Genomic DNA, 24,969 nt, shown 5'->3' with positions numbered 1-24,969 from the left:
AAGTTTTAAATTTGGATTAATACTATGGCGGAAGAAGATCAGGATAAGACGGAAGAAAACGAGATAAAGAATGATACCGAAAATGCGGAAGTTCAGAAGCGACAGGATGAGAATGGAAAGATTCGTTCCATACGTCATTTGTCGGGAATGTTCGAGACGTGGTTTTTGGATTACGCTTCTTACGTTATACTGGAACGGGCCGTTCCCTACGTGAATGACGGGTTAAAACCCGTACAGCGTCGTATTTTGCACGCTATGAAGCAAATGGATGACGGACGTTACAATAAGGTTGCCAATATTATCGGTAGTACGATGCAGTATCATCCCCACGGAGACGCTTCTATCGGGGATGCTTTGGTACAACTGGGACAGAAAAATTTGTTGGTCGATTGTCAAGGAAACTGGGGAAATATATTGACGGGGGATTCGGCGGCGGCTCCCCGTTATATCGAGGCTCGATTGTCGAAATTTGCTTTGGAGGTGGCTTTTAATCCCAAAACCACGAACTGGAAATTATCCTATGACGGGCGGAATAAGGAGCCTATTACTCTGCCGGTGAAATTTCCCTTGTTGTTGGCTCAGGGAGTTGAAGGTATTGCCGTGGGCTTGGCTTCTAAAATATTGCCGCATAATTTTAACGAGTTATTGGATGCTTGTATCGCGTATCTGAAACACGAGGATTTTGTTTTGTACCCGGACTTTCCGACCGGAGGCATGGTCGATGTTTCGAAATACAACGACGGGATTCGGGGGGGAAGTGTGAAAATTCGGGCGAAGATCGAGAAGGAGGCAAGTAATAAAATCTTAAAGATCACGGAGATTCCTTACGGTCGTACCACTTCTTCTTTGATAGACAGTATACTTAAAGCGAACGAAAAGGGAAAGATCAAAATCAAAAAAATCGATGATAATACGGCGGCCGACGTGGAAATTTTGGTTCATTTGGCTCCGGGAGTATCCTCGGATAAAACCATCGATGCCTTATACGCCTGTACGGATTGTGAACTGTCTGTTTCTCCCAATTCCTGTGTGATCGAGAACGATAAGCCCGTGTTTATGCCGATAACCGACATATTGAAAAAGTCGGTAGACGATACGGTCGCTTTGCTTTTATTAGAGTTGAAAATCCGTTTGGGAGAGTTGGAGGCGGACTGGCAATATTCCACGTTGGAAAAGATTTTCATCGAAGAACGGATTTATAAAGATAAGGAGTTTGAAGAGAGTGCCACGATAGAGGCGGTTATCGGTCATGTGCGTAAACGTTTGGAGCCTTTCTTGCCGCGATTGTTACGCCCCGTTACGGATGAGGATATAAAGCTGTTGTTGGAAATTAAGATGAAACGCATTCTTAAATTCAATTCGGAACAAGCAGAAAATTATATCAAAGGGTTGGAAGAGGAGATTACGCGGGTGAAATACAACATAGAACATATTATTCCTTACACGATAAAATACTATAAAAACATCAAGGACAAGTACGGAAAGGGGCGGGAACGGCTCACCGAAATCCGGAATTTTGAGAATATCGAAGCGACGAAGGTCGTTGTCGCTAACGAGAAACTTTATATCAACCGGGAGGAAGGTTTTATCGGTACCGCGTTGAAAAAAGATGAGTTCGTGTGTGAGTGTTCCGATATCGATGATGTGATCGTCTTCCGTAAAGACGGTACGTATTACGTGACTAAGGTGGCCGATAAGTTGTTTGTCGGAAAGGATGTATTGTACGTGAGCGTATTTAAGAAGAGTGATAGACGGACGATCTATAATGTAGCTTACCGGGATGGAAAAGTCGGGGCTTCGTACGTGAAACGTTTTTTTGTGACGGGAACGACGAGAGATAAGCAATATAATCTGACGAAAGGCACTGCCGGTTCCAGGGTGCTTTATTTTAGTGCTAATCCTAACGGGGAGGCAGAGGTGATCAAGGTTTGCCTGAAACCGAAGCCGGGAATGAAAAAATTGGTTTTCGAGTATGATTTTGCCAATCTGGCGATCAAAGGCCGCGATTCGCAGGGAAATGTCTTGAGTAAGAACGATATTCACAAAATATCGTTGGTACAGAAAGGAATATCGACCTTAGGCGGACGGAAGATCTGGTTTGACGAGGATATCTTGCGGTTGAGCACGGACGAGCGGGGACGCTATTTAGGAGAGTTTCAGGGAGACGATAGAATATTGGTGGTAAATAAGAATGGAACTTATTATACTTCCGACTTTGATTTAAGCAACCATTATGAAGAGGGTTTTCTGAAATTAGAAAAATTTGAACCCGATAAAATATGGTCGGTCGTCTTCTTTGATGCCGAGCAACAATTTTATTATCTGAAGCGATTCCGTTTTGAAGATAGTGCGAAGTTATTGTCGTTTATAGGGGATACGGAAGGCTCTCGTTTAGTATGTTTAAGCGGAGAAACCAGACCCCGGTTCGAGATTCTGTTCGGCGGACGCTACGAGAAACGGCCGGGCGAGATCATTGTTGCCGACGAGTTTATTGCCGAAAAGTCTTATAAGGCCCGTGGAAAACGGATGACAACTTATGAGGTGAAGGAAATCCGAGAAATAGAACCTTTGGAGGCGGGAGAGAAGGAGACAACGTCGGAAGAGGAAGAGGGAACCGTCGATTTTGAAATTACCAACCCGGATATGTTGAGCGGTGAATCTCAGATGACCATAGATTTTGAATGATAACGAATGAATAAACTCCGAAAGTTTGATTTATTTTGCTTTTGGAGTTTGCGCTATAAATTTAGCGGATCAGGGAACGGATGTTTTCGATCAGTAAGCCGAGAGCGACGGAATTGAAACCGCCTTCGGGAATGATGAGATCGGCATATCTTTTGGAGGGTTCGACAAATTCGTCGTGCATGGGTTTTACGGTTCCGAAATATTGGGCCAGAACGGAGTCCATACTTCTACCCCGTTCCTGGACGTCCCGGAGCAAGCGGCGTCCTAAGCGGACATCCGCATCGGTATCCACGTATACTTTAACGTCCATGAGATTCCTGAGTTCTTTGTTTTCCAGAATCAGGATACCGTCGAGAATAATTACTTTTGCCGGATAGATTTTAACCGTCTCCGGCAACCGGTTGTGCTCCACGAAAGAGTAGACCGGGCGTTCGACGGGAACACCGGCTTTTAGGGCAAGGATGTGTTCTATCATCATGTCGGTATCGAAGGAGGCCGGGTGGTCGTAATTCAATTTCGTACGTTCCTCGTGGCATAATTCGTCATGTGCCTTATAGTAGTAGTCGTGGCATAAGGTAAGTACGTCTTCGCCGATAAAAGCTTCCTGTAATTTTTGAACCAGGGTTGATTTGCCGGAGGCTGTTCCGCCTGCTACTCCTATGATGGTTGTATCTATCATGATCGTCTTGATTGTTTTTGCAAAAATAGTGATTTTTATTATAAGGTCTAAATGAATTTTTTGATTTACAATTCAATTCTGACCTTGCCGTTTTTTTATCGTCCATCTACAATCGCAAAGGGGATAACTCCTCCGGGACTCGCCGTGCTCGGACAATCCGTCGTCCGGTCGCTCCTAAGAGCTAACACGACGTTCGCCGTCCACTATTTATGCCCCTCCGTTTTTAACCCCGCTTCTTCCTTCCTCGATCGTCAAGAATCCGAAATCACCTAATCTTTTTAATCTTTGAATCTACAATCTTTTTATTTCCGTTTGCAGATTTCATTGTAGGGGCAATGTTTGCATTTTTCACGTATCGGGGTTTGTTCGAACGGATGATCGGCAGAAAAGAGCTCTTCCAGCAGCCGGACGAGTAAACGGTTGAATTCCGGTTCGTAAGGTTTAAACCGGTAGATCGGTTCGTTGTCGCATTTCAGCAAATAGTCGTAATTGGGGGTAAACAGTAGTTTAGTACTGTATATCCCCGGTTGTATCGGATCTGCACCGGGATTTCCGTACTCGTACATCATGCAGTAGAGTAAGGTTTGAAAAGCCGCTTTGTTCCTTTGTTTATTCGTCATGTCGAAGATGGAGGCAAGATCTTTGAAGTCGGTTTTGTCCGTTCCCGTTTTATAGTCGATCACCCGAATTCCCCGAGAGGTCTTATCTACCCGGTCGATATCTCCTTCCACGTAGACGGTTTTAGCTCCCCCGGAGGATTGAATGCGAACGGAGCTCCGGTAATTTTTTTCCATGGAGATGATCTGAAAAGGACAGAGCGTTTTATCGTATTCCAAAACCTTTTTGATGTATTTTTTTACTACACTTAATACCAAATCGTTGGTCCCGCTTTCCATCATTTGGGATACCGCGGTATCGTACAATTCGGAATAGGCTTGCCGGATATGTTCTTCGATTAAGGTATCGTTTTGAGAAAGTATTTCTAATTTTTCGAGGGTTATCTCTTCCCGCGAGAGCGTTTGATACAGGGTTTGGGTTGCCTGATGAAAAATAGTACCCAGAAGGCGTTGATCCAATTCTTCGGCTATCTCCTCCTTTTCTTTGATGCGGGCTATGTATTTGAAATAAAACCTCAGATGGCATTCCATATAGGTATTCAACGCCGAAGGTGAGATTCCCTTTTCATCCTGTCGGGTATAACGCTCCAATTGTTGTAGTATGTTTTTGTTTTTAGGAATGGTTAGCGAGGGAACGTTTTGGACGGAGATATCGTTTTGGAAGTTCGTTTCCCGGATCTGTAATCCCGATTCGTATTTTATTTGATAAAGGAAACGGCTCATTTCTCCGCCGGAGGTTCCTTTGGTGGTGTTCGCGTATAGTAATTTAACTTGTTCCGCTCTTTGAAGCAGCCGATAAAAATAGTAAGCGAACAGCGCATCCTGATGTTCCGGGGTGGGTAAATTGAAACCTGTTCGAAGATTATACGGTATGAAAGAGGAACTGTAACTGTTTTGGGGAATAATACCTTCATTGACAGATAGAAGTATCAGTTTTTTGAAGTCCAGCATACGGGTCTCCATCAATCCCATGATCTGCATACCTTCCAAAGGCTCACCCGAGAAGGGGATGGAAAGTTCTTGAAGAATCTTGCCGATCATTCGAATGTAGAAGGGGTCGTCCGGAGTAATTCCTTCCTCGTGGAACGTATTTTCGATGCTCTGTATGATCGTGTACAGGGTAAAGATAAATTCTTTTTCAATAGCGGCGTTAGCCTGATTCTCCGTCGGTAGGGATGCGAGTAGTTTTTTTAACACGTTCAACAGATAAGTCGGTAAGCTCTCTTCTTGAGAAGAGAAGATCGTCCGGCTTATTTCGTTGAACTGTAAACTTTTTTCTTTCACATATACGATATTTCGCGTATTTATGTAATCGGTTATCCGGTGGATCTCCCCGGGGCAAGTATGCTGAATCAGTTCATGATTCAGCAGGGCGATGACGGGTTTGTAATAGTAATAGGTCATCGTGCTTTCTTTCTTGGCATAGTGTTTCAGATCTCCCAACATGGAGATCAGGGCGGCAATGGCCGTATTCTTGGCCGGATACCCCATCGTGATATTGATTTTTTTGACAAAATCCGGAATGGAATGTAAAACCGGCGTCAGTAGCTTTTCGTCACATAAGACAATCGCCGTATCGATAGGGGAAATATTTGAATCCAGATGGAAAGATTCCAGCAAAGAAGGAATTAATTTGGCCTGTCCGATAACCGAGGGAACCGAGATGTATTCGATGTGTTTATTGTTATAACGGAAATGGTTGAAATGTTCCAAGCCTAAAGCATTGGGAAATAGCTTCATGTTTTCCCGGATGTATCTCCCGGCTTCATGATTTTCGTTTGTCAGGTAATAGAGGTCGTAATCCCAGTAGAATAAAGCTTTTCCATTGTCTCTAAAATGAGAGAATATTTTTTTCTCGCAAAAGTTCAACGCGTTGAATCCGGCGAAGATGATGGATTTATCCGTATGAACGGTATGTATGCTTTCACAGAAAAGCCGTTGTCCCATACCCTCGTAACACAGTTTTTCGGAGAGCAGTTTTTCTTTGAAGCATCGGTAGGTCGGGTATAGTTTTTCCCACACGTGGATAAATTCCAGTTGTTCCGGGCTGAATTTGTCCGGATGGAAACTGCTCCAGAAACTTTGTATGATTTCGGCTTGTTCCGGGGAGAGATAGGGGAAGGAACGTTCTATTTCTTTCAGGGCCGTCAGGTTTGAAAAAAGATCTTTCGCGTTAACGAGGTATTTATCTATGTCGTCAAAATCCCCGAGCAGCATATTGCCCCAATAATAGAAATCATCGAAGCGTTCCGTTGTTCCGGAGACGGATTGATAGGCTTTATAGAGTTTGATAATGAGGGGAAGGTCGTCCGCTTTTTTTAGTCCGGTATGTTGTTCTATAAATTCGCCCAGCGTGATAATTTCCGGCATCCAGACTGGTTTGTCGATAAATGTGGCTAATTCTTTTGCAAAAAACAGACCGGCGCGTTTATTGGGAAAAATGATTGTCAGGTCATCGAAATGATCACCCTGTCTTTGTATCAGGTCCTTTGCCAATAGATGCAGAAATGAACTCATCGTTTTATTTATTATGGATTGCAAACTGCCGTGCTTGTTACCGATAGCCTGTATATCCGTGGGATTTCGAATTATTATTATTAATTTTGCTTCGAAGCAAATTTACGATTTAAATTTACAATCTAAAATCAGATTTATGTTGAAAGAGTTGTTGTTGAGAAATAGAAGTTATCGTCGTTTTTATCAGGAGGTGAAGATAACGTCCGAAGAGCTGACGGATCTCGTGGGGTTGACCCGTTATTGTGCTTCCGGTAGGAACGCGCAACCCTTGAAATACAGAATGGTTACGGGAGAAGAGGAGTGCGACCGGGTTTTTCATACCTTGTCTTGGGCCGGTTATTTGACTGATTGGGCCGGACCGGATGAGGGAGAACGCCCTTCCGCTTATTTGATACAGTTATTGGACACGGGTATCGTGGAGAATTGTTTGTGTGACGACGGAATACAGGCGCAGACGATTTTGCTCGGGGCAGTAGAAAAAGGGTATGGGGGATGTATTGTAAAGGCTTTTAAGAACGAGTCGTTGAGGACTATCCTGCAATTGTCGGATCATTTGAAGATCATGTACGTGATTGCTTTAGGAAAGCCGAAAGAGACCGTCGTGTTGGAAGAGATGCGGGGGAAAGATTATAAATATTGGAGGGAAAACGACGGTTCTCACCATGTTCCTAAACGTTCGGTGCAGGATTTGTTGGTGTAGACGAAAGACGCGTTATTTTATTCATAAATACTGGTGAAATGAAACTGCTGTGTACGGAATATAATGTTTTCGGAGAACGGACAGGGGTGACTCTCGGAGATAATGCTTTGTTACGGAATAATGAAGACTTTTATCTTCCGGCCTTTGCAACGGAATTGAGTTGTGTTCCGCAATTGGTATTGCGTATTTGCAAGATTGGTAAGGGGGTATCCGAACGCTTTGCTTCCCGGTATTACGAGGAGGTGGGAATCGGTATTCGATTTTACGCGGATAACCGGGAGAGGGAGTTATTGGAGAAGGGATTATCTCCGGCCGTGGCTTATTCGTTTGACGGGGCGGCTGCCATTTCTTCCTTGTGCAGCCGGGATAAGATAAGGGGAGAGTATGTTTTGGAGTTGAACGGGAAAGAGATCTTTCGAGGGAATGTGACGGACTCTTCCGTGACGCCGGAACAGGTTATAGCCGCAATGTCCGAGTACTATATGTTGAAAATCGGAGATTATATTTACTGTGGAAATCCTTTTCGCTATCGCGGGCTTCAGATTGGAGATCATCTTAAAGGATACCTCGACGGGAAGTTACTGTTGGATTTTTGTATTCGTTAAAAAAGTCGAGTGAGAACTCGACTTTTTTAATTTACTTGTTATATAAGAATCTTTTTATCTTATGGGTAGGGGTTTTTTCGAAAGGTTCGTGTTGAGTCATGACTAACTGTAATTTGGAGAAGTTATTGACCCGGGCATTTACATATTCGCGTAACTCTTTCTTCTGTTCTTCGATATAGTCGCTGATCATTGTCTTGTAATTATCAGCTTGGTTTTTAAGGTTCTTGTAATGCTTTTCTAACTCTTCCATGTTGAAATGAACCATGGCGACTAACTTACCGCTGTTTTCCACGACTAAGGATTCGTTTACAAAACGGAAATTGTTGATGATGGATTCGATCTCTTCCGGATAGATATTTTCTCCCGATGCTCCCAAGATCATGGTTTTAATCCTGCCTCGGATAGATAAGCGATTCTTTTTGTCGAAAGAGCCTAAATCTCCCGTTTTGAACCACCCGTCTTTCGTGAAGACTTCGGCATTTAGTTCGGGGCGTTTGTAATAACCTTTCATCACGTTAGGACCTTTGATCCAGATTTCTCCTTCTCCTTTTTCGTCCGGTTCGTTGATTTTTATAGAAACGCCTTCCATCATCGGTCCCACGCCTTGCAAGAATGTTCCTGAAGGGTTGGAGCCGGCAGCCATGGGGGCTGTTTCGGTCAGTCCGTAACCGATGGCGTAAGGAAAGCGTGCTTCTTTCAAAAATTTTTCTACTGTTCCGTCAAGTTTAGAGCCTCCGACACCGAAAAATTTTAATTTTCCCCCGAATGTTTCCATTAATTTCTTACCTGCCATCCGGTGGAAGAATTTACGGGCTACGGAAAAACCGTATAAGGTTCGAATGATTCTGTTACTGTTGAATTTGGGAACGATTTGAGTCTTGTATATCTTCTCGATGATGAGCGGTACGGATAGGATAACCGTGGGATGAATCTTTTGCATGGCCGGAACCAAAAGTTTGGGGGTCGGCACCCGGTCCAGATAGAAAACCTGGGATCCGAACATAAGCGGTAAGAGTAAGCCCAAGGTATTTTCATAGGTATGCGCCATAGGGAGGATACTTAAGAAACGGTCCGATTCGTCTACATGCTGTATCGTACGGCATTGACGGGCATCCCATACTAAATTTTTATGTGTCAATTCTACTCCTTTGGAGAACCCTGTCGTGCCGGAAGTATAAATAATGGATGCCGTATCTTCCTCTTCTACCGTAATATCGGGTAGCGGGGTGTAGTCGTTGAGGTCGATATCGGGAGTCAACTTATCTAATTCTTCTGGGGCATAACAGCCTTCCGGGATGGTTGCAAAATTGTTGATTAGAATCTTATGTTTTAAGAACGGGGTCTTAACATCTTCTAAACATTTGGCCAAAAGGCGGGATACGAAAATTACTTTTACTTCAGCATGTTCCAGTATATTTTGAAGTTCCGTGGAGCAGAACCCGGGTAAAATCGGAACGGCAATGGCTCCCGTACTTGCTATTGCAAATTGAGTGATTCCCCAGTTGGGCATATTAGCACTTAGGATGGCTACTTTATCTCCTTTTTTTATATTTAAGCGAATCAAATGATTGGCAACAGCAATGACGTCATTATATAAATCTTGGTAAGTTCTTTTTCCGCTTGCGACAAAATTTAACGAGAGGTTTTTTGCGAACTTAGAACAGCTGTGTTTCAGCAGTTCGGGTAACGTCAATTTTTTTAAAGTCATAGTTAAACATTTGAATTTTCCCAACAAAGATAATACAGAAAATCGTCCCTTATGGTTAAAATAATAAAAAAAAGAGAGGGGATGTTGTTAAATGAAAGGCGGATGCGGGACAGTTTCGTAAAAGATGCTAACGTTTGCGCTTGGAGATGTCACGTTTATGAAAAAGACAGATTTATTCTTCGTATGTTGAATGCTATTCAAAACATAAAAAATAAATCTGTCTTCAAAGATGTATTATTTTTCAGGAATAGCCTGTAAGGTAGCCTTCAGAAAATCCCAGAATTTAACGATAGAGGCGATGTTTACCTTTTCATCCGGGGAGTGCGGAGAACTGATGGTCGGTCCGAACGAAATCATATCCCAGTTCGGGTACGTGGATCCGAGAATACCGCATTCCAATCCGGCATGGATGGCCATAATAGCCGGTTTCCTGCCGTATAATTTCTCGTATACGTTTTCCATCGTTTTACGGATTGCCGAGTCTGGATTGGGTTTCCAGCCCGGGTATTCTCCCACGAAATTGATCTGGTCCGCTTTTGCCAGTTCGAACACAGCCTGAACGGATTGAGCTAATGCCATTTTTGCCGTTTCAACAGAAGAGCGCATCAACATATAAACTTCTACTTTGCCTTCTCTTCCTTTGACGATAGCAAGGTTATTGGATGTTTCTACCGTGTCGGGCATAGAATCGATCATTCTCATGGCTCCATTCGGACAAGCCACGATCGCGTTGATGATATTGGCTTGAATTTGAGCATTCATCACGTTTTCGGGCATGGAAACTTCCTCTGCGAATAGTTGCAATGTCGGTTCTTTTGCACTGAGTTCCGCCTTAAAAATGGCTTCGTATTCTTTGATTCTGTTTTGGAATTTATCAACATGGATTGCGGGAAGGGTTACGATGGCAAATGCCTCGCGCGGAATGGCATTTCTCATGTTTCCTCCTTCTATGGAAGCGATCCTTATATCGAGTTCCTGCGCTACAGCTTTTAAAAAGCGGAAGAATAACTTGTTAGCGTTTCCTCTTCCCAGGTTAATGTCCATGCCCGAATGGCCGCCTTTCAATCCTTTTAAGGCCAATTTATAGGCTTTATTTCCGGCCGGCACGGCTTCCGGAGTATAAGTAAATTGAATTTCTCCGTCAATTCCACCTGCACATCCGACGTATAATTCGCCTTCCGTTTCCGAGTCCAAATTCAAAAGGATATCACCTTTTAACCAATTCGGACGAATGCCGTTGGCTCCGTCCATTCCTGTTTCTTCAGTGGCGGTGATCAACACTTCCAACGGCCCGTGAGGAATATCTTTGGACAGCAGTAAAGCCATGCCGGTAGCGACGCCGATTCCATTATCAGCTCCCAGGGTCGTGCCGTCTGCCGTTACCCATTCTCCGTCGATATAAGCATCGATCGGATCTTTGGTAAAGTCATGTTTTTTATCTTCGTTTTTTTGAGGAACCATATCCAGATGTCCTTGTAAAATAACTCCTTTACGGTTCTCCATTCCCGGTGTCGCGGGTTTGCTCAATAGTATGTTATTGGCTTCGTCCATCTCGGCTTTTATTCCGTTTTCTTTTGCCCACTTCATAACGAATTCTCTCGCTTTTTCTTCGTGATTGGAAGGACGGGGAACTTGCGTGAGTTTATAAAAGTTTTCCCAGATAGCCTGAGGTTCCAGCGTGCATATGCATTTGCTCATAATCTTTATTTTTTAAGTTAAACGATTCATACTTTGTTGGCAATGAAGAATATTTTCCCGAAAGATTCGGGTATAATTTGTCTATCATGTCGTTTTAAACGCCTAAAGTTATAAAAAAATCGTTGGATAGAGTAACGAAAGGGTTAAAAATGGTTTTCTTACCTAAAGATTACGCCTGGCTTCTTCAAATGAAATCAAGAAGAAGCCAGGCGTATAAAGATTATTGAAATAGTTTTTTATTTCAAATGCTTGTCCAGGTAATCCATGAATTTGCTATACAGATGCAAACGTGTCAGGCCTCCGAATATACTGTGGTTGCGGTTGGTATAAATTTGCATGTCGAATGGTTTATTGGCTTGTACCAAAGCTTCCGATAATTCATAAGCATTCTGGATGTGAACATTGTCGTCTGCCGTTCCGTGACAAATTAATAAATGTCCTTTCAGTTTATCTGCCCAGTTGATCGGAGAGTTGTCATCGTAGCCGTTCGGGTTGTCCTGGGGACGACGCATGAAACGCTCTGTGTAAACGGAGTCATAGAACCTCCAGTTGGTAACCGGGGCTACCGCTATGGCCGTGGAGAATACATCGTTTCCTTTCATCAGGCAAAGAGAGGACATGAATCCTCCGTAGCTCCACCCCCAGATTCCGACCTTTGCCGGGTCGATATACGGTTTTTCAGCCAACCATTTGGCCGCGGCAATCATATCGTCGCTTTCGATTTTACCTAACTGCATGTAAGTACATTTTCGGAATTCTTCTCCTCTGGCGCCGGTTCCCCGGGGATCGATACAAGCTACGATATAACCTTCTTGTGCCAAGTATTGCGTCCAGTCTATGGCCCAGGAATTATGTACCTGTTGAGAATTCGGTCCGCTGTATTGAATGATCAATAACGGATAAGTTTGTTCAGGATCGAAATCGACGGGTTTCATGATCCACGCGTTGAGTTGTGTCGTCCCGTCCGCGGCCGGTATTTGAATATATTCCCGTTGAGCCACGGAGTAATCTTTTAAGGTCTCCTTTAGTGCTGCGTTGTCTTCCAGTATACGGATGTCTTTTCCGTTCGCCCCGTAAAGAGTGGTGACAGGAGGGGTGTTGGCATTGGAAACCGTGTTTACATAGTATTTGAAAGATTTGCTAAACTCCGCATTATTCCAACCTTGTGTGGGAGTTAGTAATTTCTTTCGTCCTTTTAGATCGATGGAATAGACGTATTTTTCGATAGGAGATACTTCGTGAGAAGAGTAGTAGAATAATCTTTTTTCGGGATCGTACCCGTAAAAATCGACCACGTCGAAATGACCGGAGGTAATGGCTTGTTTTTCCTTTCCGGCCATGTCGAAAAGATAAAGATGGAGATAACCGTCTTTTTCACTGCTGAGTACGAAATGTTGTCCGTCTTCCAGGAAAATAAGGTTATCGAAGTTATTCTCGTCTATGTAGTATTTGTTCTCCTCCCTGTATAGCATTGTCGTGTTGCCTACCCGGGCGTTTGCCAGCAAAATTTCCAGCTTGTTTTGAAATCTGTTTAATTTCAGTATGGCTAATTTTTTAGGATCGGTGGTCCATTTGATGCGCGGGATATAGATGTCGGTTTCGTCCCCGATGTTCATGGGAGTTGTGACGCGATCTTTTATATCGTACACGTGTACGCTGACTTTGGAGTTCGCTTCACCGGCTTTCGGGTATTTATAAGAATAGTTGGAAGGATAGACGGCATTTTCTTTCAGTTCCGGTCTCTCTCCCTTGAACATATTCATATGGTATATCTTTACATCTGATTCGTCAAATTTCATGAAAGCGATGGCAGATCCGTCGGGGGCCCACTCGAATGCTTTATTGAATTCAAATTCTTCCTCGTAAACCCAATCCGGAGCCCCGTTAATAATTTGATTGAATTTTCCGTCGAAGGTGATCTGTAATTCGGAACCGAAGCGTAAATCCGCGATAAAGAGATTGTTGTCCCGTACGAATGCTATTTTGGTTCCTTCCGGGGAGAAAGTTGCCAAACGTTGAGGTCCGCCTGTGGATAACGGTTTCAGTTCCCTGTTTTTAAAATCGAAAACGTAATAATCAGCCGTGAAAGAACGACGGTAAATCGGTTTTACGTTCGTGCATATCAAAATGCGGCTTTCATCGGGACTGAACTCGTAGTCTTGTATCGTTTTTACCTCTTTATATTTGGGATCACCGAGATCTAACAGGGTGTTTACGGCCTTTCCGGTTTTGTAGCTATACATGACTAATTTTTGTCCGTTGGATTCCAAAACCGTATAATGTTCTCCGTCGTTCAGTGAACGAAGTCCCCGAACCCCTGTGGGCATAAATGTATAATTGAGACAGAAATCGGCCAGACTAAATTTTTTATTTTCGCTTTGTGCATATCCGGGTAAAACCAACCCCACCATAAAAAGGAATACAATTAACTTGTAAAACATTCTCATAACCTATAATTTTTTAGCATTTTGAATCAAGTTCCAAAGATTCTATTTTTTTCTTTTATTTGAAAATGATTTGCTGATTTTAAGTTTAAAATAACGATTAAATGGCTTGGATTTTAAATTTTCGGCCTGTTTTGAGGGGGAAGGGTACGTTTTTGCGATATTTAGGGGAAAGAGAGACGATTTTAATCTAAAATAATCACTATCTTTGCCGTTTCAAAAATGAAAGCGAATGAATTACACCCTTTTAGCGAAAGACAAGCATAGCGAAGCAAGAGGTGGCATGTTAACGACAGACCACGGAACTATTGAAACTCCCATTTTCATGCCGGTGGGGACAGTAGGGACCGTGAAAGCTGTTCATGCCCGGGAGTTGAAAGAGGATATTCAGGCTCAAATTATTTTAGGAAACACGTATCATCTCTACTTGCGACCGGGTACGGATGTATTGCAAGCCGCGGGAGGTTTGCATAAATTTAACGCGTGGGATAGACCGATATTGACCGATAGCGGCGGTTTTCAGGTATTTTCTTTGACGGATAGCCGGAAGATTACGGAAGAAGGGGTTACCTTCCGTTCTCATATTGACGGGTCGAAACATCTTTTTACACCGGAAAACGTAATGGATGTCCAGCGTAAGATAGGGGCCGATATCGTGATGGCTTTCGACGAATGTCCTCCCGGGCAAAGCGATTACGCTTATGCTAAAAAATCTTTGGAGTTGACTCAAAGGTGGTTGGAACGTTGTGTAAAACGTTTTGATGCAACGGCGCCGTTATACGGTTACCATCAGTCTTTATTTCCGATCGTTCAGGGATGTGTGTATAAAGATCTTCGGGAACGTGCTACTGAGCATGCGGTGTCATTGGAGCGGGAAGGATATGCTATCGGGGGCTTGGCGGTAGGAGAGCCCGCGGAGTCGATGTACGCGATGATTGAGGTGGTGAACCGAATTTTACCGAAAGATAAACCCCGCTACCTGATGGGTGTCGGTACACCCGAGAATATTTTAGAAGCCATTGCTTTAGGAGTCGATATGTTCGATTGTGTTATGCCTACCCGGAACGGAAGAAACGGAATGTTGTTTACGACGGAGGGGGTAATTAATATTAAGAACAAAAAGTGGGAAAAGGATTTTTCCCCCATTGATCCTTTAGCTCTCTCTTTCGTGGATAAAGATTATTCAAAAGCTTATTTGCGCCATTTGATTAAAGCAGATGAAATTTTAGGGTTGCAAATTTGTTCGATCCATAATTTGTCCTTTTATTTGTGGTTGGTAAAAGAGGCGCGGAAGCATATATTGGAAGGTGATTTCCTTGAATGGAAAGCGAAAACAGTAAAAAAAGTGACAACTCGGCTGTAGATGAAAAAACTGGATATATATATTATACGAAAGTTTTTGGGTACCTTCTTTTTCTCAATGGTACTCATTCTCAGTATCGTTATCGTTTTCGACCTTTCGGAGCGTTTGGAGAAGTTTATAGAGAACAGTGCTCCGGTTAACGCCATTGTTTTTGACTATTACCTCAATTTCGTTCCTTATTTCGCGAATGTGTTTTCTTCTCTGTTTACATTTATTTCTGTTATCTTCTTTACTTCCAAGATGGCTTACAATAGTGAAATCATAGCCATTTTAAGTACGGGAACCAGTTTTCGCCGGATGGTACGTCCCTATATGATTTCGGCGGGTGTTATCGCGACGTTATCCCTGTTGTTGACTGCTTTTATCATCCCTAATGCCAATAAGAAACGGATAGAGTTCTCGGAAAAATACATTTGGAAAACTTTTCAAAATCGAGAGAAGAATATTCATCGTCAAGTGGCTCCCGGTTCTTATATATATATGTCCTCTTTTTCCGTGGGTCCTAAAATAGGATATGATTTTTCATATGAGAATTTCCGGGGAGATACGTTAATAAATAAATTGAACGCCCGGTTGATCGAATGGGACGAGAAGAAAGAAAAATGGACAATTAAGGATTGGACTTACAGGGAGTTCGACGGAATGAAAGAGACGTATACGACGGGTAGGCAGATCGATACCTTATTAAATTTTACTCCGGCGGAATTTTCAGAAGATCCCAAGAAGATAAAGGAACGTTTGACTTTGCCGGAATTGAATGAATACATCGACAGACAAAAGCTGAGGGGAAGTAGTAATGTCGTTGAGTTTCAGATTGAGAAATATAGAATATTTTCCAATGCTTTTGCCACCTTTATACTGACATTGATAGGGGTGAGTATTGCTTCCCGAAAAATTCGGGGAGGTATGGGATTCCATTTAGGATTAGGGTTGTTGATCAGTTTTTCTTATATTCTATTCATGCAATTTTCGACGGTATTTGCAACCAATGGAAATATGAATCCGTTATTAGCGGTATGGATACCTAATATCTTGTATGCTTTCGTGGCATTTTTTGTTTATCGAACGGCTCCGAAGTAAGTTGAGTCGGGAGTGCAATTGAATTAAAAAATAGAAAGATCAGTTGTCTAAAAATCGAAGAGCATTTAATATACTGTTGATTTATAGTATGCTCAGTTATAATTAATATTTAATTTATTAGAAGTCTGTTATGTACAATCGGGAAGAGAAAAGACCAAGGATTAGTCGAAATGCCGGGAATCGTGACGAGAATCGGCAAAGGAAGCCTGACACCCGTGAGGGAGATGAGAGGGCAAATCGTTTTAATAGAGAACGGAGAGATGATTTTTCCGGAGAGGGAGAGTCGGATCGTCCGGTCAGAAGGTTTAAACGGGTTGAGATTCGGGATTTGAATCAAGAACGAGAAGGTAAATTTGTTCGTCAAAATCGTTTTGACAGAGGGGAACGTAACGATGAGGGGGAGAGATTCCGGAGAGATCGTTACGAGGGAGATCGTGACGGGGAAAGAAAAGAACGTTCATTCCGTCGCCGGGACGAAAATTACCAGAGACGCGAAGAACAAGGAGAACGGAGGGAAAACCGTTTTCCGAGAAGGGAAAGCCGGGAAGATAGAAACGAAAGGTATACTTCCGACAGGGAGAACCGGAGCGAGGGGGGAGAACGGCGTTTCCAGCAGAGGAATAACCGGGAAGAGTCGGGAAAAAGAAATGAATTCAGGAGAGGAGCACGTTCTGACCGGGAAGAGTACAATCGGGGAGAACGTGAAGAGAGAAACGACCGTTTCAACCGGGTAGATCGTCCCAATCGTGAACGTAGGACTTTTCCGGAAGCAAGAGAGAGAAAGAGGAGTGTCTATTCTCAGAAAAAACAGTTGGCTCATCGGTTGGAGAACGAAGGCGATGAAACGGAATTGCGGTTGAATCGATATATTGCCAAAGGGGGAATTTGTTCCCGCCGGGATGCAGATGAATTGATTTTAGCCGGACGGGTAAAAGTAAACGGTGAGGTGATACAACAAGTAGGCGTGAAGGTTAAACGGGAAGATAGGGTAGAAGTGGACGATCGTGTTGTTGTGCCGGAACGTAAAGTGTATTTGGTATTGAATAAGCCTAAAGATTACGTGACTACTGTAGATGATCCCATGGAGCGAAAGACGGTAATGTCTCTGATCGAGGGGGCTTGTAAGGAGCGGGTTTATCCGGTCGGACGTTTGGATCGCCAGACGACGGGAGTGCTTTTATTCACGAATGATGGCGATTTGGCTAAGAAATTGACGCATCCGAAGTATAATCAGAAAAAAATATATCACGTTTTTTTGGATAAGGTTGTAAGTATGGGAGATCTTCAGTCCATCCGGGACGGAATTGAGTTGGAAGACGGTTTTGTTCAGGCTGACGATATTCAAATAGCTGCTGATGATCGTACGCAAGTCGGCATCGAAATTCATTCCGGAAAGAATCGTATCGTTCGTCGTATATTCGAATATTTCGGCTATCAGATTCTTCGATTGGATAGGGTTTATTTTGCCGGAATCACGAAAAAGAACTTGCCTCGCGGAAGATGGAGATTCTTAACACCTGAAGAGGTGAATGTGTTAAAAGTTTATTAAATAGGTAGATCTTTGTAGATACTATTGTGTTTTTTTATACTTTAACAACATCTTTCATGGGTCGGTTGCATGGACCCATGAGAGATGTAATATAACGGGAATTTATGGTTGCATTTGTTACAAATGGATTGAATAGGATGAAAGCGCTGCACTCTTTCTCCTATACGCCAAGATGGATCGTTTTTATAATCGACGTGATGTTGAGCTGCGTCGCGGTCGGTGTCACTTATTTGATACTTGGGAATTTTCAGTTAGACCGCATAAACATGTCTCTTGTTTCACGAGGGGCGATTTGTATCGTGGGGGTAAGAATTGTTAGTTTTATCTGGGGAAAAACTTATTCCGGTATTGTTCGATTTACCGGAACAGAAGATGCTTTACGGATTTATTATGTATTAACGGCTGGAGAGTTGGTACTTCTTTTAGGAAGCGGTGCTTATTTTTTGGTGACCGGTCGTCTATTGATCGCTATCTCCGTGCTTTTGACGGAGTACGTGTTGTTAATGAGTATGATGATTGTGAGCAGGTTGATTGTAAAAACTCTTTTTATCCAATATATAGGGGCGGAAAAGGTAAAGAAGAATGTCATTATTTGCGGAAGCGATGAGTATGGGATTATGGCCAAGCACGCGTTGGATAACGCGGAGGATATGTCTTATAATATCCTTGCGTTTATTGATGTGAATGATAAAAAAGCCGGGAAAGTATTGGAGGGAATTAAGATCTACAAGATGTCTTCTTTGGGGTATCTGTTGAAACGGAATAAGGTGGATAAAGTTATTATCGCTAAAAAGATGATCGTTTACGATAAAAAGCGAATGATTGTCGAAACCTGCCTGAAATACAATGTCAACGTGTTGGAGGTTCCTCGTTTCGAAAGTTGGATTAACGGGGATCTGAGTATACGGCATATAAAAAATATAAAGATCGAAGATTTGTTGGAGCGTGGAGAGATCAAATTGGATGAGGATAATTTGCGGAAGCAATTACTTAATAAGGTCGTTTTGGTGACTGGGGCGGCCGGATCCATCGGAAGCGAGATCATCCGTCAATTGACTCATTTCAGACCTTCTTTGATTGTGCTTTTTGATCAGGCTGAATCTCCGTTGTATGATATAGAACTGGAATTGAAAGAGGAATTTCATTTTTTTAATTATAAGATTGAAATCGGGGATATTCGTGATAAAGAGAGGGTGGAAGGTATATTCAGAATGTATCATCCGGATATCGTTTATCATGCCGCGGCTTATAAGCATGTGCCGATGGTTGAGATGCATCCCGTGGAGGGGGTGAAAACCAATGTGTTCGGAACCAAGAATATGGCGGATTGTGCCGTAAAATACGGCTGCAAGCGTTTTGTTATGATCTCCACGGATAAGGCGGTAAATCCGACGAATGTCATGGGAGCCAGTAAGCGTATTGCTGAAATCTACACGCAATCTTTAAACAAGGTATCGCAAACTAATTTTATAACGACCCGTTTCGGAAATGTATTGGGATCGAACGGATCGGTTATCCCTCGTTTTAAAAAACAGATCGAAACGGGAGGGCCGGTTACGGTAACTCATCCGGAAATAACCCGTTTCTTCATGACAATTCCGGAAGCCTGTCAACTGGTCTTGCAAGCGGGTGCTTTGGGGCATGGAGGGGAAATTTTCGTGTTTGACATGGGGAAAAGTGTGAAAATCGTAGACTTGGCTCGGAAAATGATCAAATTGTCCGGTTTTGAAGTCGGAAAGGATATTCATATTGTCTTTACCGGGTTACGTCCCGGCGAGAAGCTATACGAGGAAGTTTTGAATGTAAAGGAGACGACTCTGCCCACTGTTCACGATCGAATAAAAATAGCTAAAGTCAGGGAATACGATTACAGGGGGGTATTGGAAGAGATAAATAGATTGCATTCTGCCTTGGAGACCGCGGATAGTTTTATGGTTGTGAAACAGATGAAAAACATCGTTCCTGAATTCAAGTCTAAGAATTCTGTTTTCGAATCCATTGATTTCCAAATGGAAGAAGAAGGAATGAACAAACAGATGCAAGGCGTACTCGATCGTATGGAAATATTAGAGAAACAGGAGGTGTCGGGTGATGTTTGAGAAAAATCAGTCGCGTTGGTACGCTGTTTACACGGCTTCCCGGGCAGAGAAGAAAGTAAAGGAGCGATTGGATCAGCAGGGGATTGTTAATTATTTGCCATTGCGTATCGTAATCAGAAAATGGAGTGACCGTAACAAAAAGGTGGAGGTCCCTTTGATAAACGGATATATATTCGTATACGTGAATTTATTGCAGATGCAAAAGGTTTTGACGACTTTTGGGGTGGTCTCTTTTTTGAAGGAATTCGGAATACCGGCTCCGATACCGGATAAACAGATAAGGGCATTGCGTTTTATGAACGATAACGCGGAAGAGGAGGTGGAAATTTCTACCGTGGATTTGCCTGTCGGTTCTTATGTGCGGGTTGTGTTGGGAAAGCTGGCGGGGTTGGAAGGAGAGTTGGTTGAGGTCAGGGGGAAACATCGAATTATGGTCCGTTTGGAGCATTTGGGGTGTGCTTTGACGACGGTGCCTTTAAGCTGTGTGGAACCTTATCAAAGAGTCGTTTCCGGTATGTAGTTATGGTCGGATAATTTTCAGATATGTTTTTTTGATTTTCAATTAAAAACGTATCTTTGCCGTCGCCCGCAAAATAGAGTTGTTTTGGTGGTCTTGCGGTTAAATAATTTTAGTAAAAACTTAAAAACAATTAAAATCGATTATATGAGATTCGTATTGCTTATTGTATTTTTGTTTGGTGCGGTTGTTGCTTCTTTTGCCCAGATGACCGATGCACAGGTCATTGAATTGTTGAAGCAAGCTCAAAAAGACGGAAAAACGCAGCAGGAGATGATGCTGATGTTAAAAGACCGTGGAGTGACTCAGGAACAGATGTTACGTCTGAAGGCACAATACGAAAAGATGATGGCAGAGAAGGAGGGGGGAACGGGTAAAATGACCGATAATAAGTCGGGGGAGAATCGTCTGAGGACCATAAACAAAGAGATGTTGAGTTCGATGGACTCTTTGTTTGTCATGATGGATTCAATTCCGGCCCCTGTTGCCGATCGTTCGGAGGAGGTGTTCGGTAAGGATCTGTTTAATAATAAAAAATTAACTTTTGAGCCGATATTGAATATCCCCACTCCTGAAAATTACAAGTTGGCGGCTGGTGACGAGGTCATCATCGATGTGTGGGGGGATTCGGAACAGACCGTGCGCTCGGTGATATCCCCGGACGGAAGTATCATCGTCGAGAATTTAGGGCCGATCTATTTGAGCGGTCTTTCCGTGAAAGAGGCGAACGGAAAAATCAAAAACGAATTTTCTAAGATTTACTCCGCGATAACGGCCGCACAACCGACTACTTTTGTTAACCTGACGTTGGGACAGATCCGAAGTATTCAGGTGAACGTGATGGGAGAGGTGCTTGTCCCGGGGAGCTATACCTTGCCTTCCTTGGCATCCGTTTTCCACGCGCTTTATTCTGCCGGAGGGGTCAATGATATCGGTACTTTAAGGGAGATTAATATTTTTAGAAAGGGAAATAAGATTGCAACTCTTGATGTATATAAGTATATTCTGGAGGGGGGAAATATCGGGGATATCGTTTTGCAGGACGGGGATAACGTTGTTGTCGGTCCTTATAAAGATTTGGTACAGATAAAAGGAAGGGTGAAAAGACCCATGAAATACGAAATGACTGCGGCGGAGAACTTACAGAAGTTATTGGACTATGCCGGAGGGTTTACGGGAGATGCATATAAAAAGAATGTACGTTTGATTCGCAAGAGCGGTTCCGAATACCAGATCCACACGGTGAAAAAGGAGGATTTTCCTTCTTTCCTATTGGATGACGGGGATGTGGTCGAGGTCGATTCTATCGTGTCGCGTTTTGAGAATAAGGTTTCTGTACAGGGAGCCGTGTATCGTCCGGGGGATTACTCCTTGGATAAGGATATTCAAACGGTAGCCCAGTTGGTAAAGGTGGCTGAAGGTTTGAAAGGAGATGCTTTTACGGGACGGGTTTTATTGTACCGGGAAAATCCGGATTTGACGAAGCAGGTTCAATCTTTGAATTTGCAAGAGATATTGTCCGGAAGGGAAGAGGATATGCTCTTACAAAAGAATGACCTGCTTTATATACCTTCTACTTTGGAATTGCAGGAAAATTATATTGTTTCGGTCCGCGGAGAAGTGAAGAAACCGGGTATTTATCCTTATATACAGAATATGTCGTTGGAAGATTTGGTATTGCAGGCAGGAGGACTTTTGGAATCGGCTTCTACGGTAAAAGTGGATGTGGCTCGTCGGGTAAAGAATCCCAAAGCGAAAAAGGAGGCTCTTTTTGAGGCGGAGATATTTAGTTATACGCTAAAAGACGGTTTGATTATCGACGGTCCGAAGGACTTTGTTTTAGAACCTTTCGACGAGATCGAGGTCCGTCGTTCTCCCGGTTATAGTGAACAACAGAATGTGATGGTAAAAGGAGAGGTGATGTATGAAGGTCAGTATGCTAAATCGGTAAAAAATGAACGCTTATCGAGTATTATCAATCGTGCGGGAGGACTAACCACCAAGGCTTATATTAAAGGAGCCCGTTTGGAGAGAAAATTGAACGAAGATGAACGCAGGAGATTGGAATCCAAGTTGAAATTGATGACTCAGGGGGTCGGTAAGGATTCCATCGACGTTAAAACTTTAGAGTTAGGTGATACCTATTACGTGGGAATCGAATTGGATAAAGCGATGGCTAATCCCGGATCGGATTACGATGTGGTACTTCGAGAAGGAGATCGCATTATCGTTCCGCTTTATGACGGAACGGTGAAAGTAGACGGAGCCGTGATGCGTCCCAACACCACTACCTACAATCCTAAAAAGAAATTGAAAGAGTATATTGCCAGTGCAGGCGGTTTTGCTTTCAGAGCTAAAAAACGGGGGACGTATATTGTTTATATGAATGGAATGGTGGCTAAGAGAAAAGGGAATAGTGCGAAACAGATAGAACCGGGATGTGAGATTATCGTACCGATTAGACCGATAAGGAAGGGAATGAGCTTGGCTGAAATCATGAGTTTAGCTTCTTCTACGACTTCGATGGCGGCTATGATTACAACCATTATGAATAATTCGAAATAAGCGATATGGAACAGAACGAAACAATACCACAACAAAATAAAGTACGTCCTGAAGAACAGGAGATCGATTTGGTTGAAGTGGTTCGTAAATTGTGGAGAAACAGGAAATTGATGTTGAAGGTGACCGTTTGTTTTATGGCGATCGGAATTTTGGTAGCCCTTTTTAGCCCTAAGGTATATACGGCCGGCAGTACGATGGTACCCCAATCGGGAGAGAAGAATATGTCGGGAGGTTTGTCGGGGTTAGCTTCGATGGTGGGTATCAATTTGGGAAGTATGAGTGCGGGAGAGGTCCTTTCGCCTAAGATCTATCCGAAAATTATCGCCAGTGTCCCTTTTCAAAAAGAGTTGATGAATGCCCCTTTGACATTTGAGGGAATCGATCACCCGGTGACTCTTTTCGAATATTTCACGGATGATCAATATCAAAAATTTAGTTTGATCGGTTTTATCAAAAAGTATACGATCGGTTTACCGGGAGTTGTTATCGATGCGATTCGGGGAAAAGATACAACCACGGTATTATCGGGGGGGGATTCTACTATTTTATTTATGACAGGAGATGAACAGAAAGTATCCCAGAATTTAAAAAATATTATATCTCTTAATGTTAACGAAAAGGATGGATATGTTCAGTTATCCGCGGAGTTACCGGAACCGCTTGCCGTAGCGCAGCTGGCCCAGTATGCACAAACTTTGCTGCAGCAATATATTACGGAATTTAAGATAGAGAAGGTCGCTTCTAATTTGAAATTTGTCGAGGAGCGTTATAACGAGACCAGGAATGATTTTGAAGAGAAACAGAAAGAGTTGGCCCGTTTTCAGGATCGTAATAAAAATTTCTCTTCGGCCATGGCTAAGATTGAAGAGGAGAGATTGACGGCAGAGTATACTTTGGCTAATAATGTGTACAATGAGTTGGCCAAACAATTGGAGCAGGCCAAAATTGCCGTAAAAGAGACAACTCCCATATTGACGGTCGTGGATCCGGTCGTTATTCCCAATGAACGATCTAAACCTAAGCGGGCATTGATTTGTGTATTATTTACTTTTTTGGGAGGGTTTGCCGGAATCGGTGTCGTGTTGGGTTTGCCCTTCGTGGCTGAAATCTTCGGAAGTGCGAAATTGAGGCGGATAGTTAAAGAGTAAATAAAAAAGCGGGAAATCGATAAATTTCCCGCTTTTTTATTGTGTTATGGAATGCAATCCGAAATACTTTCTCATAAACCATATGTACCCGTAACTCAAGATCAGGATGATACTTATAAAGTACCAGGATTTATAAGCTTGACAGTAGATGTAGCCTATGCTTATGATGCTTTGGAGTAACATATAAAATCCGGAGACAACAACGTGTGGAATTTTAAGTTCGTTTGCCATTATTTGGTAGAGGTGTTTCCGATGAGGGAGACAGATGTTTTCGTGTAATAGGAGCCGGTGTATAATCGTGAGTATGCTATCGACCCCGTATACTGCCAGTAAAATAATATAGCTGAGATCTCGTGTTTGTATGATCAACTTCCCTAACAGGAATAAAATGATAAACGCTATACTGACTGATCCGACATCCCCGGCAAAGCATTTCGCTTTTTTACGGAAATTAAAAATGTTGAATACCGTGATGGCGATCACTATAACCCATAATAGTTGCGCTTCTATAAAATTCACCTGGTATTCGTTTATATAGAGTAAAGTTCCCGTTACGACTAAGCTGTATCCCCCGGTAATGCCGTTAATACCGTCCATAAAATTATAGGCATTGATTATTCCTATACAAAAGATCAATGCGATCGGGATATACCACCAGGGTAAGGCCGTGCCCCCCCACTGGTAGAATAGCAGTAACATGGCCGTAAAGTGTATCGCTAAACGCACTCTCTTGGACACGGAATGGATGTCATCGATAAAGCTCACGATGGTTATCAAGGTCAAGCCGGTCATGAACCACGGGTATTCAAAACGGTTCGCAAGAAAATAGATCGAGGCTCCGAAATAGAAAATAATTCCGCCTCCTCGTAAGGTAACTCGTGTATGCGAGCTCCTCTCGTTCGGTTTATCGATAATATTGAATCGGTCCGCTACTCGAAAATAGATCAACTCGAGGACCAGCAATAAAGCAAAAACTAAAAAATAATACACGACCG

General features: G+C 42.9%; 16 protein-coding genes. 10 read left to right on the top strand and 6 right to left on the bottom strand.

The annotated features are described in order from the left end of the window. The first annotated feature begins 24 nt into the window (after positions 1-24). On the top strand, positions 25-2,685 hold the full coding sequence (locus NVS78_RS11355; RefSeq protein WP_286359288.1) for a DNA gyrase/topoisomerase IV subunit A: 2,661 nt from the start codon (positions 25-27) through the stop codon (positions 2,683-2,685). Between the two features lie 61 nt (positions 2,686-2,746). On the opposite strand, the gene udk is transcribed toward NVS78_RS11355, so the two are convergent. Together udk and NVS78_RS11345 are read right to left on the bottom strand one after the other, a co-directional pair. Beyond that, positions 2,747-3,361 carry a uridine kinase gene (udk, locus tag NVS78_RS11350; protein WP_286359373.1) on the bottom strand — a complete coding sequence of 205 codons (615 nt, stop codon included), beginning with the start codon at positions 3,359-3,361 and terminating at the stop codon, positions 2,747-2,749. A gap of 305 nt (positions 3,362-3,666) precedes the next feature. After that, positions 3,667-6,498 carry a PD-(D/E)XK nuclease family protein gene (locus tag NVS78_RS11345; protein ID WP_286359287.1) on the bottom strand — a complete coding sequence of 944 codons (2,832 nt, stop codon included), beginning with the start codon at positions 6,496-6,498 and terminating at the stop codon, positions 3,667-3,669. 136 nt (positions 6,499-6,634) lie between these two features. On the opposite strand from NVS78_RS11345, the gene NVS78_RS11340 reads away from it, so the two are divergent. After that, positions 6,635-7,198 (top strand): nitroreductase family protein, encoded by a 564-nt coding sequence (locus tag NVS78_RS11340; protein WP_286359286.1) that lies wholly within the window; start codon positions 6,635-6,637, stop codon positions 7,196-7,198. A gap of 38 nt (positions 7,199-7,236) precedes the next feature. Then, entirely contained in the window at positions 7,237-7,803 is a 567-nt protein-coding gene (locus NVS78_RS11335; RefSeq protein ID WP_286359285.1) for a fumarylacetoacetate hydrolase family protein, read from the top strand. A gap of 31 nt (positions 7,804-7,834) precedes the next feature. Here the strand turns inward: NVS78_RS11335 and NVS78_RS11330 are convergent, their stop codons facing one another. From NVS78_RS11330 to NVS78_RS11320, 3 genes are all read right to left on the bottom strand, one after another. Further along, complete coding sequence (locus NVS78_RS11330; RefSeq protein WP_286359284.1) at positions 7,835-9,511, bottom strand: AMP-binding protein; 1,677 nt, start codon at positions 9,509-9,511, stop codon at positions 7,835-7,837. A gap of 234 nt (positions 9,512-9,745) precedes the next feature. Further along, a complete protein-coding gene (locus tag NVS78_RS11325; RefSeq protein WP_286359283.1) occupies positions 9,746-11,209 on the bottom strand; it encodes an aminoacyl-histidine dipeptidase in 1,464 nt (487 codons plus the stop codon). 236 nt (positions 11,210-11,445) lie between these two features. Next, entirely contained in the window at positions 11,446-13,656 is a 2,211-nt protein-coding gene (locus NVS78_RS11320) for a S9 family peptidase (RefSeq protein WP_286359282.1), read from the bottom strand. A gap of 229 nt (positions 13,657-13,885) precedes the next feature. Here NVS78_RS11320 and tgt point away from each other — a divergent pair, with 229 nt between their 5' ends. The 7 genes from tgt (at position 13,886) to NVS78_RS11285 (ending at position 23,974) form a co-directional block, all read left to right on the top strand. Further along, positions 13,886-15,016 carry a tRNA guanosine(34) transglycosylase Tgt gene (tgt, locus tag NVS78_RS11315; protein WP_286359281.1) on the top strand — a complete coding sequence of 377 codons (1,131 nt, stop codon included), beginning with the start codon at positions 13,886-13,888 and terminating at the stop codon, positions 15,014-15,016. After that, positions 15,017-16,096: an LptF/LptG family permease gene (locus NVS78_RS11310; protein ID WP_286359280.1), complete on the top strand. Its 1,080-nt coding sequence runs from the start codon at positions 15,017-15,019 to the stop codon at positions 16,094-16,096. It begins immediately after the preceding gene. A 130-nt stretch (positions 16,097-16,226) separates the two neighbouring features. Continuing rightward, positions 16,227-17,645 (top strand): pseudouridine synthase, encoded by a 1,419-nt coding sequence (locus NVS78_RS11305; protein WP_286359279.1) that lies wholly within the window; start codon positions 16,227-16,229, stop codon positions 17,643-17,645. A gap of 104 nt (positions 17,646-17,749) precedes the next feature. Next, entirely contained in the window at positions 17,750-19,744 is a 1,995-nt protein-coding gene (locus NVS78_RS11300) for a polysaccharide biosynthesis protein (protein WP_286359278.1), read from the top strand. Next, positions 19,737-20,264, top strand: coding sequence for a UpxY family transcription antiterminator (locus tag NVS78_RS11295; RefSeq protein WP_286359277.1), 528 nt, complete (start codon positions 19,737-19,739; stop codon positions 20,262-20,264). The genes NVS78_RS11300 and NVS78_RS11295 overlap by 8 nt, the downstream gene beginning before the upstream one ends. 144 nt (positions 20,265-20,408) lie before the next feature. Then, positions 20,409-22,826: an SLBB domain-containing protein gene (locus tag NVS78_RS11290; protein WP_286359276.1), complete on the top strand. Its 2,418-nt coding sequence runs from the start codon at positions 20,409-20,411 to the stop codon at positions 22,824-22,826. Positions 22,827-22,831: 5 nt separating this feature from the next. Then, on the top strand, positions 22,832-23,974 hold the full coding sequence (locus NVS78_RS11285) for a Wzz/FepE/Etk N-terminal domain-containing protein (RefSeq protein WP_286359275.1): 1,143 nt from the start codon (positions 22,832-22,834) through the stop codon (positions 23,972-23,974). 36 nt (positions 23,975-24,010) lie between these two features. On the opposite strand, the gene NVS78_RS11280 is transcribed toward NVS78_RS11285, so the two are convergent. After that, positions 24,011-24,964, bottom strand: a complete 954-nt coding sequence (locus NVS78_RS11280) for an MraY family glycosyltransferase (protein WP_286359274.1) — start codon at positions 24,962-24,964, stop codon at positions 24,011-24,013. Positions 24,965-24,969: the final 5 nt, after the last annotated feature.

The organism is Gabonibacter chumensis, from assembly GCF_024741215.1.
Classification (GTDB): domain Bacteria; phylum Bacteroidota; class Bacteroidia; order Bacteroidales; family Marinifilaceae; genus Gabonibacter; species Gabonibacter massiliensis.
Note: the sequence above shows the minus strand (reverse complement) of the source record. Positions and strands in the feature narration are given on the sequence as shown.

What these genes read in the sequence shown, in the direction of transcription:
- NVS78_RS11355 (WP_286359288.1), top strand. Translation starts at nt 25, where the DNA reads ATGGCGGAAGAAGATCAGGATAAGACGGAAGAAAACGAGATAAAGAAT.
- NVS78_RS11345 (WP_286359287.1), bottom strand. Translation starts at nt 6,498, where the DNA reads ATGAGTTCATTTCTGCATCTATTGGCAAAGGACCTGATACAAAGACAG.
- NVS78_RS11340 (WP_286359286.1), top strand. Translation starts at nt 6,635, where the DNA reads ATGTTGAAAGAGTTGTTGTTGAGAAATAGAAGTTATCGTCGTTTTTAT.
- NVS78_RS11335 (WP_286359285.1), top strand. Translation starts at nt 7,237, where the DNA reads ATGAAACTGCTGTGTACGGAATATAATGTTTTCGGAGAACGGACAGGG.
- NVS78_RS11330 (WP_286359284.1), bottom strand. Translation starts at nt 9,511, where the DNA reads ATGACTTTAAAAAAATTGACGTTACCCGAACTGCTGAAACACAGCTGT.
- NVS78_RS11325 (WP_286359283.1), bottom strand. Translation starts at nt 11,209, where the DNA reads ATGAGCAAATGCATATGCACGCTGGAACCTCAGGCTATCTGGGAAAAC.
- NVS78_RS11320 (WP_286359282.1), bottom strand. Translation starts at nt 13,656, where the DNA reads ATGAGAATGTTTTACAAGTTAATTGTATTCCTTTTTATGGTGGGGTTG.
- tgt (WP_286359281.1), top strand. Translation starts at nt 13,886, where the DNA reads ATGAATTACACCCTTTTAGCGAAAGACAAGCATAGCGAAGCAAGAGGT.
- NVS78_RS11310 (WP_286359280.1), top strand. Translation starts at nt 15,017, where the DNA reads ATGAAAAAACTGGATATATATATTATACGAAAGTTTTTGGGTACCTTC.
- NVS78_RS11305 (WP_286359279.1), top strand. Translation starts at nt 16,227, where the DNA reads ATGTACAATCGGGAAGAGAAAAGACCAAGGATTAGTCGAAATGCCGGG.
- NVS78_RS11300 (WP_286359278.1), top strand. Translation starts at nt 17,750, where the DNA reads ATGGTTGCATTTGTTACAAATGGATTGAATAGGATGAAAGCGCTGCAC.
- NVS78_RS11295 (WP_286359277.1), top strand. Translation starts at nt 19,737, where the DNA reads ATGTTTGAGAAAAATCAGTCGCGTTGGTACGCTGTTTACACGGCTTCC.
- NVS78_RS11290 (WP_286359276.1), top strand. Translation starts at nt 20,409, where the DNA reads ATGAGATTCGTATTGCTTATTGTATTTTTGTTTGGTGCGGTTGTTGCT.
- NVS78_RS11285 (WP_286359275.1), top strand. Translation starts at nt 22,832, where the DNA reads ATGGAACAGAACGAAACAATACCACAACAAAATAAAGTACGTCCTGAA.